Raw genomic sequence first — 16,604 nt, 5'->3', positions numbered from 1 at the left:
CAATCAAATAATTGATTTTTTATTTCACTACTTTTTTTCGTTTAAAAATCTAAGACGAACTATAACGTTTTAGCTTTACAATATTATTAAAAGGTATTTATAACTTATACTGCCTTTTAGATTGTACCTTAAATGCTTTAATAAATTAATAGTTATGTTTAAAAACGTTAAAACAATTGTTGTTTTACTTTTGCTGAGCTCTATCGGTGTAAATGCACAGAATAAAGTTCCTGTTTATCTTGATGATAAAAAGCCAATTAATGAGCGTGTAGAAGATGCGCTTAAAAGAATGACCACTGAGGAAAAAATTGCCATGATTCATGCGCAGTCTAAATTTAGTTCGCCGGGTGTAAAACGTTTGGGAATTCCTGAAAACTGGATGACTGACGGACCACACGGAATTCGTACCGAGGTTTTATGGGACGAATGGGATCAGGCAGGCTGGACAAACGATTCTTGTATTGCATTTCCGGCTTTAACCGCGCTTTCTGCAACCTGGAACAAAGAATTATCTTCTTTATATGGAAAATCTATTGGAGAAGAAGCACGTTACCGTAACAAAAATGTATTGTTAGGACCCGGAGTTAACATTTACAGAACGCCTTTAAACGGTCGTAACTTCGAATATATGGGAGAAGACCCTTTCCTGACTTCAAAAATGGTTGTTCCTTATATTAAAGGAGTTCAGTCAAATGGAGTTGCTGCTTGTGTAAAACATTTCGCATTAAACAATCAGGAAACAAACCGTAATTCTGTAAACGTAATTGTTGATGATCGTGCGCTTTATGAAATTTATTTGCCGGCTTTTAAAGCTGCAGTTCAGGAAGGTGATGCATGGGCAATTATGGGTTCCTACAATAAATATAAAGGTCAGCAATGTTGTCACAACGAATTTTTACTAAACGATATTCTTCGTGGAGAATGGGGTTTTAAAGGCGTTGTAGTTTCTGATTGGGGAGGAGTTAACGATACAAAACAAGCAATTCATAATGGTTTAGATATGGAGTTTGGTTCTTGGACGAATGGACTTTCATGGGGAACAAGTAATGCTTATGATAATTACTTTTTAGCCAAACCATATTCTGAAATGATCAGAAAAGGTGAAATTGGAACTAAGGAATTAGATGAAAAAGTACGTCGTATTTTACGTTTATCATTCTTAACAACAATGGATAAAAACCGACCTTTTGGATCTTTTGGAACAGAAGAACATGCTCAGGCAGGTTTAAAAATTGCTGAAGAAGGAATTGTATTGCTTCAAAACAACAATAATATTTTACCAATCAATCTTTCTAAAACAAAGAAAATCGCTGTTATTGGTGAAAATGCTATTAAAATGATGACCGTAGGAGGAGGAAGTTCTTCTCTTAAAGCACGATATGAAATTACACCTCTTGAAGGATTAAAGAAAAAAATTGGTACTAAGGCTGAAATCGTTTATGCTCGTGGTTATGTTGGAGATCCAACAAGTAATTATAACGGAGTAATTGCAAAAGTAAGTTTAGAGGAGAAACGTTCTCCTGCTGAATTAACTGCCGAAGCTTTGAAAATTGCGAAAGATGCTGATATTGTTATTTTTATTGGAGGTTTGAATAAAAGTGAAAATCAGGATGATGAAGGACATGATCGTAAGGAATTGGGTTTGCCATACGGACAAGATAAATTAATAGCTGAGTTAGTTAAAGTAAATAAAAATGTAGTTTTTGTGAATATTTCAGGAAATGCTGTGGCAATGCCGTGGGTAAAAGAAGTTCCGGGAATTTTACAAGGTTGGTTTTTAGGTACAGAAGCAGGAAATGCTTTGGCTAATGTTTTAGTTGGAGATGTAAATCCTTCAGGAAAACTGACTTTTACTTTCCCAGTAAAATTATCGGATAATGGCGCTCATGCTTTAGGAGAATTTCCTGGTGGAAAAGATGTTACTTACAAAGAAAGCATTTTTGTAGGATATCGTTGGGCAGACAAGCAAAAAGCAAAGCCATTATTTTCTTTTGGTCATGGTTTAAGTTATACGACTTTTGAATATGGAAAAGTAACGGCAGATAAAAAACAAATGTCGGCTGGAGATCAGATTACGTTTACAGTAAAAGTAAAAAACACAGGATCAAGAGAAGGTTCAGAAATTGTTCAGCTTTATATCAGTGATTTAAAATCTTCATTACCACGTCCGATTAAAGAATTAAAAGGATTTGAGAAAATTTCGCTTAAAGCGGGAGAAGAAAAAACAGTAACTTTTACAGTAGATAAAACGGCATTAAGCTTTTTTGACGATAAAAAACACGACTGGGTTGCTGAACCGGGAGCTTTTGAAGCAATCATAGGAGCATCTTCTACAGATATAAAATCTAAAGTGGGATTCTCACTTCAATAATTTCATTATTTCTAAATTGGTTGGTTGTAAAGCTGCAAGTGTAAAAAGTTGCAGCTTTGCTTTTTAAAGATGTTTTACCATTAAAAATTTTACCATTAAGAGATTAAGAAAAATTAAGTGTTGCGTTTACAGTGCTTAAAAAGATTTTCATTAAGAGATAAGAGAATTAAACTTTGTGTTTTAATTTTTTTTACCATTAAGAAAGTTAAGTTCAACGAGCTTAAACTTAATTTTTCTTAATCTCTTAATGGTTCAAAAAAACATTAATTGTTAAATTAATTGACATGAAAAATATTGTAATAAGTGCGATGATTTTATTTTTAGCGCAAAATCTTTCGGCGCAAAGCCTCAATAAAATGCAATGGTTTAATGAACCTGAAAAATGGGAAATTAAGGACAATGCCTTGATTATGAATGTAACGGCAAATAGTGATTACTGGCGCATTTCGCATTACGGATTCACTGTTGATGATGCTCCGTTTTATTATGCAACTTACGGAGGTGAATTTGAAGCAAAAGTAAAACTAACCGGAAACTACATCGCTCGTTTTGACCAAATGGGATTAATGCTTCGTATTGACGAGAAAAATTACATTAAAACCGGAGTTGAATTTGTCGACGGAAAATTCAATATTAGCACGGTTGTAACGCACGACAAAAGCGATTGGAGCGTTACAACTTTAGAAAAAGCACCGCCATTTGTATGGATTAAAGTCGTGAGAAGATTAGATGCTGTTGAGGTTTTCTTTTCCTACGATGATAAAAATTACATCCTGACCAGAAATGCGCCTTTACAGGACAACACGCCAGTTATGGTAGGTTTAATGGCTGCATCACCGGACGGAAAAGGTTTTGAAGCTAAATTTGAAAACTTCAAAGTAACCCATTTACCGGATCAACGCAGATTAGAATGGCTTAAGAAACACGAGGAGTAATTTTTAATTATAAATTATTGATTGTTAATTATTAATGAAAAACCATCAAATTACATCAGTAATTAACAACTAATAAAGACAACTAACCATTAATAACTAACCATTAACAATCAACAATTAATATGATTGATATTAAACCAAAAAAACATTATGAAATACTGGACGGCTTACGTGGAGTTGCCGCGATTTTAGTAGTTATATTCCACATTTTCGAAGCTCATAACGGTGGAAGCCGCTTTAATCAGATTATCAATCACGGTTATCTTGCGGTGGATTTCTTTTTTCTTTTATCCGGATTTGTTGTGGCGTATGCTTATGATGATCGCTGGGGGAAAATGACCCAATGGGAATTTTACAAACGCCGTTTGATTCGGTTACAGCCCATGGTAATTATGGGAATGATCGTGGGAGCTATATTTTACTATTTTCAGGCTTCGGGCATTTTCCCGATGATTGCAGGAATGCCAGTCTGGAAAGTAATTGTAGCAATGGTCATTGGGTTTACATTATTGCCAATTCCGCCATCGTTAGAAATTAGGGGTTGGGGCGAAATGCATCCGCTTAACGGACCTGCCTGGTCACTTTTCTTTGAATATATCGCCAATATTTTATACGCATTATTCTTCCGTAGATTTTCAAATAAAGTTCTGGGAATCTTTGTTTTTATATTTGCCGCAATGCTGATTAATTACACGGTTTATGGACCAAAAGGAGATGTTATTGGCGGTTGGTCTTTAAATCTGGAACAATTAAATGTTGGATTTACCAGATTATTATATCCATTTTTTGCCGGAGTTTTACTTTCAAGATTAGGGAAATTAATTCATATAAAAGGCGCTTTCTGGATTTGCAGTTTATTAATTCTGGTACTTTTTTCAATCCCGAGAATTGGTGACGAAAGCACTTTATGGATGAACGGTTTATACGAATCAGTTGTGATCATTATTTTCTTTCCGTTAATCGTTGCAATTGGAGCAGGAGGAGAAATAAAAAATGCATTTTCGATTAAAATATGCAAAGCTTTAGGAGATATTTCATACCCAATTTATATCACACATTATCCACTGATTTATTGGTACACCGCTTGGGTAATCGATAATAAAGTTTCTTTAAAAGACGGTTATCTGGTAGGAATTGGAGTTTTAATTTCAAGTATTACAATAGCTTTTTTATGTTTGAAATTCTACGATGAACCTGTACGAAATTGGTTGTTGAAAAGGAGTAAAGGTTTAAAGTAACAAAGGTTTAAAGTTACAAAGGTTCAAAGTAACAAAGGTAACTTTGTACATCTGAACCTTTTTTAAACTATTTTGTTAGTTATACATATGAAAAAAGGGATGAAACATTCGTGTTTCATCCCTTTTGTATTTATAGAAATTTGTTCGTAGAAATGCAAAGCATTTCATCTTTTATGCCACTCCCGATAGCTATCGGGATTCAAAGATTAAAATGATAAAAAATCAGCGTTAACCCGCAAAATCCGTTTAATCCGTGGGCAATCTAAACTTTGTCCCTTTGAACCTTTGCATCTTTGAACCTTAAAAAAACTTATTCTAAAACCAATGCTCCTAATGCTTCTTTACTAAAACCTTTTAATTGATCTGTTTTTCCTGCTTTGATTTTTGCAACCCAATTAGGATCAGATAAAAGAGGTCTTCCTACGGCAACTAAATCAAAATCACCTCTGTCGAAACGTCTGTTTAATTCATCAAGAGAAGTTGGTTGAGAACTTTCACCAGCAAAAGCACCAAAGAAATCACCGGAAAGTCCAACAGAACCTACCGTAATAGTTGCTGCTCCGGTTACTTTTTTAGCCCATCCTGCAAAGTTCAAATCAGATCCTTCGAATTCAGGTTCCCAAAATCTACGTTGAGAACAGTGTAAAATATCAACGCCTGCGTCAACAAGAGGCGTAAGCCACGCTTCTAATTCCTGTGGATTTTTAGCCAGTTTATAATCATAATCAGAAGGTTTAAATTGAGAAAATCTCATGATTACAGCAAAATCATTACCCACTTGTTTTCTGATTTCTTTTACCACTTCAATAGCAAAACGATTACGTTCCGGAAGTGTTTTTCCACCATAAATATCTGTACGTAAATTAGTTTCAGCTCTAAAAAACTGGTCAATTAAATATCCGTGTGCACCGTGAATTTCGATAGTATCAAAACCTAATCTTTTAGCATCGGCAGCAGCCTTTCCAAAAGCAATAATAGTATCTTCAATATCTTTTTCAGACATTGTATTTCCGTTACTAAAATCAGGTCTGTTTAATCCGGACGGACCTTCAAAAGGAACTGGGGGAACCCATCCTGAATGGTGATTATCCATGATTCCCATATGCCAGATTTGTGGTCCCATTGAACCTCCTGCAGCATGAACTTCATTGATTACTTTTTTCCATCCGTTCAGAGCTGCTTCACCGTGAAAATGCGGTACATTAGCATCGTTTGATGATGAAAGTCTGTCAATAACAGTTCCTTCAGATAATATTAAACCCACTTGACCTTCAGCTCTTTTTTGGTAGTAAGAAGCTACTTCATCAGTTGGAACTCCGTTTGGAGAAAATGAGCGCGTCATTGGCGCCATTACGATTCTATTTTTAAGATTTAACGTTTTTAAGTTAAATGGCGAAAACAGGTTGTTTGTACTCATAGTAATTTACAAATTAGATTGAATTAAGTTACTGAGTGCTTCAAAGGCACCTTCATTGCGTTTATAGTAAGTCCATTGTCCTACGCGTTTCGATTCTATAAATCCTGCACGTTGTAAAATAGACAAGTATTCAGAGACAGTTGATTGTGTTAAGCCGGCTTTGGCTTGTATTTGTCCAACACAAACTCCGTGTTCAAATCCTGCATGCTGCAGCTGATCCGGAAAGTTTATTTCAGGTTCTTTTAACCATTCCAGCATTTGCAATCTGGATTTGTTTGAGAGTGCCTTAAAGATTTCTATTGGTTCCATGGCGCAAATATATCGACTTTTCCCGATATACCAATCTAAAGAAAAATATTTAGGAAAATTTTAAGATGGAGGAAGGGAAATTGGAAGATTTTAATAAAGAAAATTTATATTTGCTTTGAAAAATTAATCGCGCAAAGTTTAATGATTCTGTCATTTCGACGAAGGAGAAATCACACTAGAAACTCCGCAAAGAAAATCGCCAATCTTTGTCGATCTGCGAGTGTGATTTCTCCTTCGTCGAAATGACAAAAAGCGACGACTTTACACGAAATTAAAGCAACCCCAAACAAAATAAACTTATTCAATTATGAAAAAAACTTTACTTATTTTAGGATTATTATGCTGCGTAATTACAACTTCAAAAGCGCAGGTTGTAGGAACTGACATTGGAGATATTGCTCCCGAAATTGATCTTCCGGATACAAAAGGAAATAACGTTGTACTTTCTTCTTTAAGAGGAGAATTAGTTTTAATAGATTTTTGGGCTTCGTGGTGCGGACCAAGTATTAAGGAACAACCGCAATTGATAAAACTATACAATACTTATCCGGATAAATTTACGATTTACAGCGTTTCAATGGATACTAAAAAACCGCTTTGGCTGGCTGCAATCGCAAAGCAAAAATTACCGTGGACGCAAGTAAGTGATTTAAAATACTGGCAATCTCCCGTTATTGGTGATTATATGCTTCAATCTGTGCCATTGAATTTTTTGATCGATAAAAACGGAATTATCGTCGCTAAAAATATCCACGGAAATGCCTTAAACGAAATGGTAAAAAGTTTGTTGACAGCGCAGTAAAATTGAAACTAATAAAAACTTTGAGTATATTGCTATTTCAAATAGACGAACAACAATAAATTTCAGAGTAAATCATGATTAAAAATTCAGTACTATTATTCTTAATTACGTTTGCATTCAACTGTAATGCACAAACCATAGAAACAGTTAATAAATTAAAATCATCCTATCAGCAATGCTTAAATAACGGAAGTGGTATGAAAAATTGTGCGATTGAATATTACAATCAATCAGATAGTTTACTGAATGTTGCGTACAAGAATTTAAAACTGAAACTGAGTTCGAAAGAACAATCTAAATTGAAAAAAGGACAATTAGACTGGCTTAAAAAACGTGATTTATATTTCGAAAAGGTATATTCAGACACTAAAAAAGAAGGTCATTTTATAGAAGGAAGCAGTGATTTTGATATGGTTGTTTTTGATGAAAAAGCAAATTATGTTTTTTCGAGAGTAAAAGAAATTATCAAAAGAATTTAAAATTTCTTCAAAACAAATTGATAAATGCAATCAAAACTCAATATAACTGAATTCAGAGAAAGATTAAGGAATAGTACAGAATTTGGTTCACTAAAAGTAAATTTGAGTCCTTTTAGATTATTCCCTTCGTTTGGCGGAAAAAAGCCTTTTTACGGATTTTTTGATGATGAAAGTTTTCATTTAACCATAAATTCAGTAAAATCGCCAACATATTTTATAATAATAGGAAAATACAAAAATGTTAACAATATACTTAAAGTCGATTGTATTGTTGAAGCAAACAGTAAAATTCAGTTGTTTTGGGTAAAATTTTCTCCAGTAATTTGTTTAGTTGCAATTAATCTGTTTTTTCTTTTTTTTGGAAAAGGATTAAGAAAAGGATCTACAATCGTTAATTTATTTTTACTTGTTATAATTTTCTATTCAAGATGGAAAGAGGATCGAAAAAGGAGAAAATTAGAACAGAAGTTTATTGAAATTTTTGAGATTAAACTGGCTTCAAAAAAATAAAAGTAATTCTAAATTGAAAACTATTTCATTAATTATAGCTTTTAAGAAGTTCCGTAGGAACAAAACATATTGTAGAGATGGATTTTAATCCATCATTCAGGACGTAACCCAATCTTGTCATCCCGAACGTGGATCTCAATAAGTATCCCTACAATTTAGGAAAATATTGTGTTAGTTTTTCACGCAGATCCGTCGTTCCTCCGGATGACAAACTATACGAAAATAATGTTATGAAAAATGATTGTAATAGCCCCGATAGAAGTGGAAATCCTTTTGTGGCGGGGTTTGCCACAAAAGATTGAAACGGATAGCGGGATTAGCTCCTGAAAAAAAAGATTTGGTTTTATCATAGAACACCGCCAAAACTTGTTTTCAGCATTCCCCTAATTTGAAATTGGGTTTTATTTCTGGTAGCATATTTCCATTCATTGAATCAAAAATGGGAATTTCCTGCGCATTATAGTTTGTTACAAATGAAAGTCTTGCAATCGAATATTTGTAATATTTTAATTCATTGCACATGAAGTTTTTAAAACAGGCTGTATTTTAAAAAGCAATCCCAAATTGAAAACCTATAGTAAAAGTTGCGGGATGGTCATTACCAAATCGGACAGGTAAAGGAACAGCAACAAAATAACTGCAATTGTCACTTTTTATAATTGTTTTGTTAATAACAGGAGTAAAACCATATCTTCCGCTACTTTCAAAAGCAGCTCTTCCTGCAAATGTATAACCGTTGCCTAAAGCCACAAGAACACCCGGATGAAATAGTATATTTGTTACTTTATCATGACCGTCTTCTGCTTTTATATTGGGTACAATTTCAAAAGAGAAACCTATTTTTGAGCTTTTCCATATGTTGATTCCAGTAGGGAAACCTACGGCATAATAATCTCTGAAATTTAAGTTTGTTTGTTCATTGCTAACAGTTACAATAGGATGAAGAATACCAAAATAACCTGTAATTTTAGGATAAGTAGTTTGTGCAAATGCAGATGCACTTAATGCAAATAAAGAAAAGATAAAAATGTGTTTCAACGAAGTCATGATAGTTTGGTTTAATTAAAACAAAACTACAGCGACAAGAAACTTTTAAATAGAATGCTATTTACCTTTTGTATCTAAATTACTTTTTATGGCATTTTTTCTATAAGAAGAAGGATTTTTGCCAGTATGTAATTTGAATATTCTTGTAAAATGACTTTGATCTGAAAAACCAGTCATATAACCAATTTCCGTGAGTGTATAAGTGGAGTTTTGAATAAGATTGATAGCTTTTTCAATTCGCAGTTTTCGAACATAATCACCAAAGTTCAGATCTTCAAAATATTTAGAAAATTCACGCGATAAATAAGATGGATTAAGCTCTAAATCATTAGAGATTTTTTTTAGATCAAAAGTAAACTGAGTATCGATTTGGTCCTGAATAATCTCTTTTAAATCTTTAACCCATAAAGGTGTTTTTTTGTTTGATTTTTTTTCGTTCAAAAACTTATTATATACTTCATGCAGTAAATTTTCGAAAGGACTATTTTGTAAATGATTTTGTTTATAAAGATGCGTTGCCCAGCTATAAAGCGCATCATAGAGTATCATTCCGTTTTTTAATAATTCAGAATCATTTGTAATATTATATGAAAGTCCGGCAGAAATAGCCAAAAGTCCGGCTGATTCCTTTGCAATATCATGTCGGTCCGTATCTGCACCGCGAACAATTTTAGACATAATTAAAACGGCAGGATCGCTGATTTGATATTTTTTAATAATAAAATCAAACGTACATTCTTCCTTATAATGGGTGAATTCTACATCAGGAATATCAAACGGAATTGCGTCTAATTCCTTCGCTTTACTTAAAACTTCATCAAAAGGGACATAAATAAATTCAGCTTCCGGATCGACAAATTTCTTGATTAGCCAGGGACAAGCAATTCGGTCAATTTTAGGTCTTTCCCTCGTAATCCATTTCATGTAAGTGATTATTGAAGTATTATTAGAACTGAAAGAAACTTAATTCAATGTATCAGAATGATTTCTAACACCACCAAAAGTAGTTTTCAACATTTCCCTAATTTGAAATTGAGTTTTGTTTCGGGTAACATTTTTCCATTCATTAAAATCAAAAATGTGGATTTCCTGGGCATTAGAGTTAGTAACGAAAGAAAGTCTTGCAATTGAATATTTGTAATACTTTAATTCGTGCGAGATATGGCGATCCGGAACGACAATAAGAATTGTTTCCCATTCCAGAAAATTTTTAGGAACATCTTCTCTTTCAGTTAAACCGAGAGCTTCAAAAAAAGCAATAATCTTTTGGTCATTAAGTTTGTCAATTTTTTGGTCGACGCGCTTAATGGTGCTCATAAGTTTATTTTCATCTTTTATAACACTCATAATAATTACTGATTTTTGGTTTTTAAGTTAATTTCAATATAAAATTACATCAAAACATAACAATTTGATAAAAGAGAGGCAATAGAATGATTCTAAATTTTAGTAAGAGACTTTACAAGCTTGAATTTCAAATCTTAAACGAAATATTTAAAGGAGCTATAAAAGTAACAATCAATTAAAATTTTTTCAATAAAAGACTTGATTTTGGTACAATCAGCAATTATAATTTGATAAAATACTATTAATTTATTCCGTTTAAAAATCATATTTTTATCGCTCTTTGCTAACCAAACTATTTATGAAAACTATTTCTCACAAAGAAATTTTACTTTACTTTATTTTATTGATCTCCTTTAATTCGTTTTCCCAAAATAAATCAGATCGGGAATTGATATTAATCGACAAAGACTGGCGTTTTTCGTTGGGTCATTTGTTCGATACTCAAAAAGATTTTGGTCATGCCGAAGGATATTTCTCCTATTTAGCAAAAACTGGCTTTGGCGATGGTCCCGCAGCGCCGGAATTTGATGATCGTGCCTGGAGAAAATTAGATCTTCCGCATGATTGGGCTGTAGAACAACCGTTTAGCGAAAAAGCAAGTTATAGTCACGGTTTTAAAACTGCCGGAAAAGGATTTCCTGAAAAAAGTATAGGTTGGTACCGAAAAAAAATCAGCATTCCGCAAAGCGATCAGGGGAAAATTATTTCACTCAAATTCGATGGTGTTTTTAGAAATTCAAAAGTATTTTTCAACGGACATTTCCTCGGAACAGAAGAAAGCGGTTATAATGGTTTTGAATATGATGTCACAGCTTATGTCAATTATGGCGGAGAAAATACGATTGTAGTTCGCGCAGATGCTTCAATGGAAGAAGGCTGGTTTTACGAAGGAGTAGGGATTTACAGACATGTTTATCTGCAAAAAACAAATCCGTTGCACGTAATTCAAAACGGAACTTTTGTAACATCAGAAATTCTAAATAATAACGCTGAAATTACTGCCGAAGTTACCATTGAAAATAAAGGAAACTATAAAGGTCAAATTGAAATTTCGCAGACTATTATTGATGCTTCGGGAAAAGAAATTATTAATGTTTCTGAAAATGCATCGGCACCGGAATTTTATAAAACAACAAAATTTACTTCAAAAATAAAAGTCAATAATCCGTTATTATGGGATATTGATGCACCGAATTTATATCGTTTGCTTACAAAGATAAAACAAGAAGGGAAAATTGTAGATAGTTACGAAACGAATTTCGGAATCAGAACCATTCGTTTTGATGCTGAAAAAGGTTTTTTCCTTAACGGAAAACTGGTAAAACTAAAAGGAACAAACAACCATCAGGATCATGCTGGAATTGGAACTGCTTTGCCTGACGAATTGCAATATTACCGAATCAAGAAGCTGAAAGAAATGGGTTCAAACGCCTATCGTTGTTCGCATAATCCGCCAACTCCAGAATTGCTCGATGCCTGTGATAAACTGGGAATGTTGGTGATTGACGAAACCCGTTTAATGGGAATTAACGAGTATCATTTGAATAATTTAAAGCGAATGATTGAACGTGATCGCAATCATCCAAGTATATTTTGCTGGTCTGTAGGTAATGAAGAATGGAATATTGAAGGCGGAATCATAGGAGAACGCATTACAAATGTGATGCAGGGATTTAGTAAAAGCATCGATCCTACAAGACCTGTAACGGTGGGAATAAGCAGTGGTTTTAAAAGCGGAATATCTTCTGTAGTCGAAATTATGGGCTATAATTATATGGGAAATGGCGATATCGACGCACATAGAGATGAATTCAAAAACCAACCCGGAATGGGAACGGAGGAAGGTTCGACTTTTGCAACGCGAGGAGTTTATTTTACAGATGATGCCAAACATTATCAAAGTGCTTATGACAAAAAACCGCGTCCAACTTTTTATAGTATTGAAGAAGGCTGGAAGTTTTATGCCGCGCGTCCATATCTCGCAGGAATGTTTATCTGGACAGGTTTTGATTATCGCGGAGAACCAACGCCTTACGGATGGCCATCTGTCACGTCGTATTTTGGAATGATGGATGTTTGCGGTTTCCCGAAAGACAATGTGTATTATTTGAAATCATGGTGGGGAAATGAACCGGTTTTGCATATCATGCCACATTGGAACTGGAACGGAATGGAAGGGAAAGAAATTGACGTTTGGGTGCATTCTAATTGTGATGAAGTCGAACTTTTTCTAAACAAAAAGAGCCTCGGAAAAAAGACAATGGAGCAATACGGACATTTAGAATGGAAAGTAAAATATACGCCTGGAACTCTGGAAGCTATTGGATATAAAAACGGAAAAAAGATAGTAACGGACATTCAAAAAACAACCGAAAATCCTGAAAGCATAAAACTTTCTGTAGATCCTGAAAATCGTGCTAATAAAAATGTTTCGGTTATAACGGTCGAAGTTACAGATGGAAAAGGGCTTCATGTTCCAACAGCAAATAACGAAATTACATTCTCTATTAAAGGCGGAAAAATATTAGGCGTAGGAAATGGCAATCCAACATCGTTAGAAAAAGATCAGTTTATTGATACTATGAATCTTGTTCCCATTACAAATTTTGAAGAAAAGCATTTTTCCGGTGATGATGTAAGTCAATCCGCTTTAAATGATAGTAAGGAATGGAAAGAAGCTTTTAAAGACAGAGATTATAAAAATCAGGCTTCTGGATATATTTACCGCGGAAAATTTGAATTAAAAAATAATTTACAATCTAATATTGTAGACTTCTTTTATAAAAAAATTGGTGTAAATGAATCTGTTTTTGTAAACGGAACTTTAGTGAATGCAAGTCAGGAAGATCCACAAAAATATCATCTGGATAAAGCTGTTTTGAAAGAAGGAACCAATTTTATTATTATACGAGCGTCGCCTTTGCAAAAAGTAAAAGATTGGGACGTCATGAATACCGATCCGGGAATTATTAAAATAGTAACACCACCAGAACCGTGGAAACGTAAATTGTTTAATGGTTATGCTCAAATCATTATTCAGAAAGATGAAAACGCAAATGAAGTTGTTTTATCGGCTTCCGCCAAAGGTTTAAAGTCAGGAGTTTTGAATATTATTTCGAAGAAATAGGTTTTGCAATAGATGTCGCTCCGCTGGAGCTTTAACTAGAATGTTGTATGTGTTTCTATAAATATGACGCTCCTCTGGAGCTTTGCCGAGCATTGACGTAATGTTTTTTCTATAAATATAACGCTCCGCTGGAGCTTTATCAATAAAATGAATCCCGGCGTGATTTATATTTATGGTATTTATTTTCTATAAACATGTCGCTCCGCTGGAGCTTTAACTAGCATGTTGTATGTGTTTCTATAAATATGACGCTCTGTTGGAGCTTTAAAGATTATGGTGTATATGTTTCCTATAAATATAACGCTCCGCCGGAGCTTTTAGATAATAATGCAAAAAGTGAATCCCAGAGGGATGTTATATTTATAGAAATTTAATAATTTATTTTGTTAAATCCCAGCGGGGTGACATATGTTTATTCCACAATCTATATCTTAAATAATAAATATAGCGCTCCGCTGGAGCTTTTGAATAAATCGAATAAAATGATCCCGACGTCATTTATATTTATGACATTGATTTTCTATAAATGTGACGCTCCGCTGGAGCTTTTAGATAATAATCTAAAAAATGAATCCCAGAGGGATGTTATATTTATAGAAAATTTATAATTTATTTTGCTAAACCCCATCGGGGTGACATATTCTTTAAAACTAAATCTTAAATGAAATTTTAATGATCTGAAATAATCATATTCGTTTTTGGTTTCTTCGATTTGTTCATTACAAATAACAGAAGCGGTAATGTCACAATAAAAAACAATCCAACAAGAAAAAAAGCATCGCGATAACTCAATAACGACGATTGTTTTAATACAATATTTTCCATCAATTTCAGCGCTTTAAATTTGGCATCATTATAAGCAAAACCTTTGCTTTGAAAATATTTTGTATAAGCATTTATTCGATCCATCGCCACTACATTATAAGACGTAACATTCGAAATTAACTCATTTCGATGAGCAGAAAAACGATGTGCAACGTAGGTATTAATAATCGAAACCCCAAATGAACCACCCAATTGCCGCATCATATTATTAAGCGAAGCGCCCTGACCAACATCTTTATCATCAAGAGATGAAACCGCCAACATTGTAAGCGGAACCGTTAATAGAGCCATTCCGAGTGCGCGAAAAATTAGCGAACTTGCAATATCAGCAGCACTTGTATTAAAAGTCATTCCGGACATTCGCCAGTTAAAATAAATAAACAAAAGAAATCCTGTTGCAATAATAAGAACAGGCGAAACACCTTTTTGTAATAAAGTGCCACAAAGTTTTAGCGCAACCAAAGCAAATAAAGCGCCGGGAAGCAAAAGCAATCCAGTTTGATAAGGCGAAAAACTTAGCAAACGTTGCGCCACAACTGGAGTAATATAAATGGAAATAAACATTCCAAATCCGGTCACAAAAGTTAGAACAGCCGCAATACTCAAAGATTTGCTTTTTAAAACCCGAAGATTAACAACGGGTTTTTCTATCGATAATTCCCAATAAATAAAGGTGACTAATGTAGTGACGGCAATAAAAGTCAAAATTATTATATATCGGGTTTCGAACCAATCTTCGACTTCGCCTCTTTCTAAAACGGTTTGTAATGCGCCAACGCCAATTGCGAGTAAAGCAATTCCTGCCCAGTCGACTTTTGTAACTTCCGGTTTAACCGATGGTTCCCGTAATAGAAAATAACACGAAATCATGACAAGAATCCCAATTGGAACATTGATTAAAAATATCCACGGCCAATCATAATTTTCAGTAATATAACCGCCAAGAGTTGGTCCAATTGTAGGTCCTATAAAAATTCCTGCTCCAAATAAAGCTCCTGCGGTTGATTGCTTGTCTTTTGGAAAAAGTTCAAAAACTACAACCTGAGAAATCGATAACAAAGCACCGCCGCCAATTCCCTGAAGGAACCTGAAAAATACCAGCATCCAAATATTCGAAGAATGTCCGCACATGAAAGAACAGAAAGTGAATAAAATTACAGATCCAATATAATAATTACGTCGGCCCAGTTTTGCGCTCAAAAAGCTAGTAATAGGTATAATAATCACATTTGCAATTGCGTACGCAGTAATAACCCACGAAGTATCTTCGAGTGTTGCGCCAAGATTTCCGCTCATGTGAGAAAGCGCAACGTTTACAATCGATATATCAATTAATTCCATAATTGCAGCAAGAATTACTGTAAAAATGAGCAGTTTTCGGTGTAAGGGATTCATAAATTTATTTTATACCAATCGGTATATTTTAGGTTAAAAAAATATTATATTAATTAAATGTGCTGAAATATTTAACACATAGAAACATAGGTTTTATAGTCCCGAAGGAGATTGTCAAAAGAAACACGTTTCTATTTCATAGTATGATTCCGTTTTTAAAGTTTACACAATCTATGTTTCTATGCGTTTAAAAATCATAGCCACTGATTAAAAAAATCTGCAGAATCTGCAAAATCTGCGTGAAAAAATAGTCACACATAGATTTAATTTAGAAATCAACAGAATCTGTGTACTAAATTTTACAGTTCTTTCTTGACAATATTCGTTTTAAGAAGATTAGAAGTTGCTCTGGCAATTAATCTGGTTTGATCTGAGTTCCAAATTTCACATTGCGCATTTACAATTTGTTTTCCTTTGCGGATAATAGCTGTTTTTGCAATAATCGTATCACCAACAAATGCCGGAGCAAAATAATCGACAACCAGATTTATGGTGGTATAAAAAGTGTCTTCATTAAAAGAAAACATTGTAGCGCCAATACAATCATCGGCAATTGCAGCGGTTACGCCTCCGTGTAAACTTTTAACAGGATTCGACATTTCTTCCCGAATCAAATATTTAAAAGTAACGGTTCCTTCCTGAGTAGCGATAACGACTGGTTTCATCCAAAGCATAAAAGGCGAGGGAGACGCCGTAAATTCTCTGTCTATGTGATTTTGTAATACTTGTAATCTCGTTAATTTTTCCATTAGGTTTTATTTATATTTTAATACTGATCGGTATATTTTATTCGAAAAAAAAG

Annotated in this window: 14 protein-coding genes; 7 read left to right on the top strand and 7 right to left on the bottom strand. The window is 33.9% G+C overall.

Annotated elements, in window-relative coordinates:
• Positions 1 to 154 precede the first annotated feature (154 nt).
• From ACHZDT_RS08845 to ACHZDT_RS08835, 3 genes are all read left to right on the top strand, one after another.
• Positions 155 to 2,371, top strand: coding sequence for a glycoside hydrolase family 3 C-terminal domain-containing protein (locus tag ACHZDT_RS08845; RefSeq protein WP_394774263.1), 2,217 nt, complete (start codon positions 155 to 157; stop codon positions 2,369 to 2,371).
• Positions 2,372 to 2,655: 284 nt separating this feature from the next.
• Positions 2,656 to 3,306 (top strand): DUF1349 domain-containing protein, encoded by a 651-nt coding sequence (locus tag ACHZDT_RS08840; RefSeq protein WP_394774261.1) that lies wholly within the window; start codon positions 2,656 to 2,658, stop codon positions 3,304 to 3,306.
• Between the two features lie 122 nt (positions 3,307 to 3,428).
• A complete protein-coding gene (locus ACHZDT_RS08835; RefSeq protein ID WP_394774260.1) occupies positions 3,429 to 4,544 on the top strand; it encodes an acyltransferase family protein in 1,116 nt (371 codons plus the stop codon).
• Positions 4,545 to 4,854: 310 nt separating this feature from the next.
• Here the strand turns inward: ACHZDT_RS08835 and ACHZDT_RS08830 are convergent, their stop codons facing one another.
• Both ACHZDT_RS08830 and ACHZDT_RS08825 read right to left on the bottom strand, forming a co-directional pair.
• The gene (locus tag ACHZDT_RS08830; protein ID WP_394774259.1) at positions 4,855 to 5,961 is read right to left on the bottom strand and encodes an NADH:flavin oxidoreductase; all 1,107 of its coding nucleotides are present in this window, start codon (positions 5,959 to 5,961) and stop codon (positions 4,855 to 4,857) included.
• Between the two features lie 6 nt (positions 5,962 to 5,967).
• On the bottom strand, positions 5,968 to 6,270 hold the full coding sequence (locus ACHZDT_RS08825) for a helix-turn-helix transcriptional regulator (RefSeq protein WP_055097872.1): 303 nt from the start codon (positions 6,268 to 6,270) through the stop codon (positions 5,968 to 5,970).
• 307 nt (positions 6,271 to 6,577) lie between these two features.
• Between ACHZDT_RS08825 and ACHZDT_RS08820 the strand changes: the two genes are divergently transcribed.
• The 3 genes from ACHZDT_RS08820 to ACHZDT_RS08810 all read left to right on the top strand — a co-directional run bounded on the left by ACHZDT_RS08820 (position 6,578) and on the right by ACHZDT_RS08810 (position 8,061).
• Complete coding sequence (locus ACHZDT_RS08820) at positions 6,578 to 7,072, top strand: TlpA family protein disulfide reductase (protein WP_394774258.1); 495 nt, start codon at positions 6,578 to 6,580, stop codon at positions 7,070 to 7,072.
• Positions 7,073 to 7,146: 74 nt separating this feature from the next.
• Entirely contained in the window at positions 7,147 to 7,551 is a 405-nt protein-coding gene (locus tag ACHZDT_RS08815) for a lysozyme inhibitor LprI family protein (RefSeq protein WP_394774257.1), read from the top strand.
• A 24-nt stretch (positions 7,552 to 7,575) separates the two neighbouring features.
• Positions 7,576 to 8,061, top strand: coding sequence for a hypothetical protein (locus ACHZDT_RS08810; RefSeq protein ID WP_394774256.1), 486 nt, complete (start codon positions 7,576 to 7,578; stop codon positions 8,059 to 8,061).
• 546 nt (positions 8,062 to 8,607) lie between these two features.
• Here ACHZDT_RS08810 and ACHZDT_RS08805 read toward each other — a convergent pair.
• From ACHZDT_RS08805 to ACHZDT_RS08795, 3 genes are read right to left on the bottom strand one after another with little or no spacing between them, the layout of a single operon-like run.
• On the bottom strand, positions 8,608 to 9,108 hold the full coding sequence (locus ACHZDT_RS08805; RefSeq protein WP_394774255.1) for a hypothetical protein: 501 nt from the start codon (positions 9,106 to 9,108) through the stop codon (positions 8,608 to 8,610).
• 57 nt (positions 9,109 to 9,165) lie between these two features.
• Positions 9,166 to 10,032 (bottom strand): chromate resistance protein ChrB domain-containing protein, encoded by an 867-nt coding sequence (locus tag ACHZDT_RS08800; protein WP_394774254.1) that lies wholly within the window; start codon positions 10,030 to 10,032, stop codon positions 9,166 to 9,168.
• 39 nt (positions 10,033 to 10,071) lie between these two features.
• The gene (locus ACHZDT_RS08795; RefSeq protein WP_394774253.1) at positions 10,072 to 10,425 is read right to left on the bottom strand and encodes a hypothetical protein; all 354 of its coding nucleotides are present in this window, start codon (positions 10,423 to 10,425) and stop codon (positions 10,072 to 10,074) included.
• Positions 10,426 to 10,753: 328 nt separating this feature from the next.
• Between ACHZDT_RS08795 and galA the strand changes: the two genes are divergently transcribed.
• Positions 10,754 to 13,582 carry a beta-galactosidase GalA gene (gene galA / locus ACHZDT_RS08790; RefSeq protein WP_394774252.1) on the top strand — a complete coding sequence of 943 codons (2,829 nt, stop codon included), beginning with the start codon at positions 10,754 to 10,756 and terminating at the stop codon, positions 13,580 to 13,582.
• A 669-nt stretch (positions 13,583 to 14,251) separates the two neighbouring features.
• Here the strand turns inward: galA and ACHZDT_RS08785 are convergent.
• On the bottom strand, positions 14,252 to 15,802 hold the full coding sequence (locus ACHZDT_RS08785) for a DHA2 family efflux MFS transporter permease subunit (protein WP_394774251.1): 1,551 nt from the start codon (positions 15,800 to 15,802) through the stop codon (positions 14,252 to 14,254).
• A gap of 299 nt (positions 15,803 to 16,101) precedes the next feature.
• Positions 16,102 to 16,551 carry a PaaI family thioesterase gene (locus ACHZDT_RS08780; protein WP_394774250.1) on the bottom strand — a complete coding sequence of 150 codons (450 nt, stop codon included), beginning with the start codon at positions 16,549 to 16,551 and terminating at the stop codon, positions 16,102 to 16,104.
• Between the last annotated feature and the right edge of the window lie 53 nt (positions 16,552 to 16,604).

Origin of the sequence: Flavobacterium sp. (genome assembly GCF_043722275.1) — a bacterium.
Lineage (GTDB): Bacteria > Bacteroidota > Bacteroidia > Flavobacteriales > Flavobacteriaceae > Flavobacterium.
Note: the sequence above shows the minus strand (reverse complement) of the source record. Positions and strands in the feature narration are given on the sequence as shown.

What these genes read in the sequence shown, in the direction of transcription:
- ACHZDT_RS08845 (WP_394774263.1), top strand. Translation starts at nt 155, where the DNA reads ATGTTTAAAAACGTTAAAACAATTGTTGTTTTACTTTTGCTGAGCTCT.
- ACHZDT_RS08840 (WP_394774261.1), top strand. Translation starts at nt 2,656, where the DNA reads ATGAAAAATATTGTAATAAGTGCGATGATTTTATTTTTAGCGCAAAAT.
- ACHZDT_RS08835 (WP_394774260.1), top strand. Translation starts at nt 3,429, where the DNA reads ATGATTGATATTAAACCAAAAAAACATTATGAAATACTGGACGGCTTA.
- ACHZDT_RS08830 (WP_394774259.1), bottom strand. Translation starts at nt 5,961, where the DNA reads ATGAGTACAAACAACCTGTTTTCGCCATTTAACTTAAAAACGTTAAAT.
- ACHZDT_RS08825 (WP_055097872.1), bottom strand. Translation starts at nt 6,270, where the DNA reads ATGGAACCAATAGAAATCTTTAAGGCACTCTCAAACAAATCCAGATTG.
- ACHZDT_RS08820 (WP_394774258.1), top strand. Translation starts at nt 6,578, where the DNA reads ATGAAAAAAACTTTACTTATTTTAGGATTATTATGCTGCGTAATTACA.
- ACHZDT_RS08815 (WP_394774257.1), top strand. Translation starts at nt 7,147, where the DNA reads ATGATTAAAAATTCAGTACTATTATTCTTAATTACGTTTGCATTCAAC.
- ACHZDT_RS08810 (WP_394774256.1), top strand. Translation starts at nt 7,576, where the DNA reads ATGCAATCAAAACTCAATATAACTGAATTCAGAGAAAGATTAAGGAAT.
- ACHZDT_RS08805 (WP_394774255.1), bottom strand. Translation starts at nt 9,108, where the DNA reads ATGACTTCGTTGAAACACATTTTTATCTTTTCTTTATTTGCATTAAGT.
- ACHZDT_RS08800 (WP_394774254.1), bottom strand. Translation starts at nt 10,032, where the DNA reads ATGAAATGGATTACGAGGGAAAGACCTAAAATTGACCGAATTGCTTGT.
- ACHZDT_RS08795 (WP_394774253.1), bottom strand. Translation starts at nt 10,425, where the DNA reads ATGAGCACCATTAAGCGCGTCGACCAAAAAATTGACAAACTTAATGAC.
- galA (WP_394774252.1), top strand. Translation starts at nt 10,754, where the DNA reads ATGAAAACTATTTCTCACAAAGAAATTTTACTTTACTTTATTTTATTG.
- ACHZDT_RS08785 (WP_394774251.1), bottom strand. Translation starts at nt 15,802, where the DNA reads ATGAATCCCTTACACCGAAAACTGCTCATTTTTACAGTAATTCTTGCT.
- ACHZDT_RS08780 (WP_394774250.1), bottom strand. Translation starts at nt 16,551, where the DNA reads ATGGAAAAATTAACGAGATTACAAGTATTACAAAATCACATAGACAGA.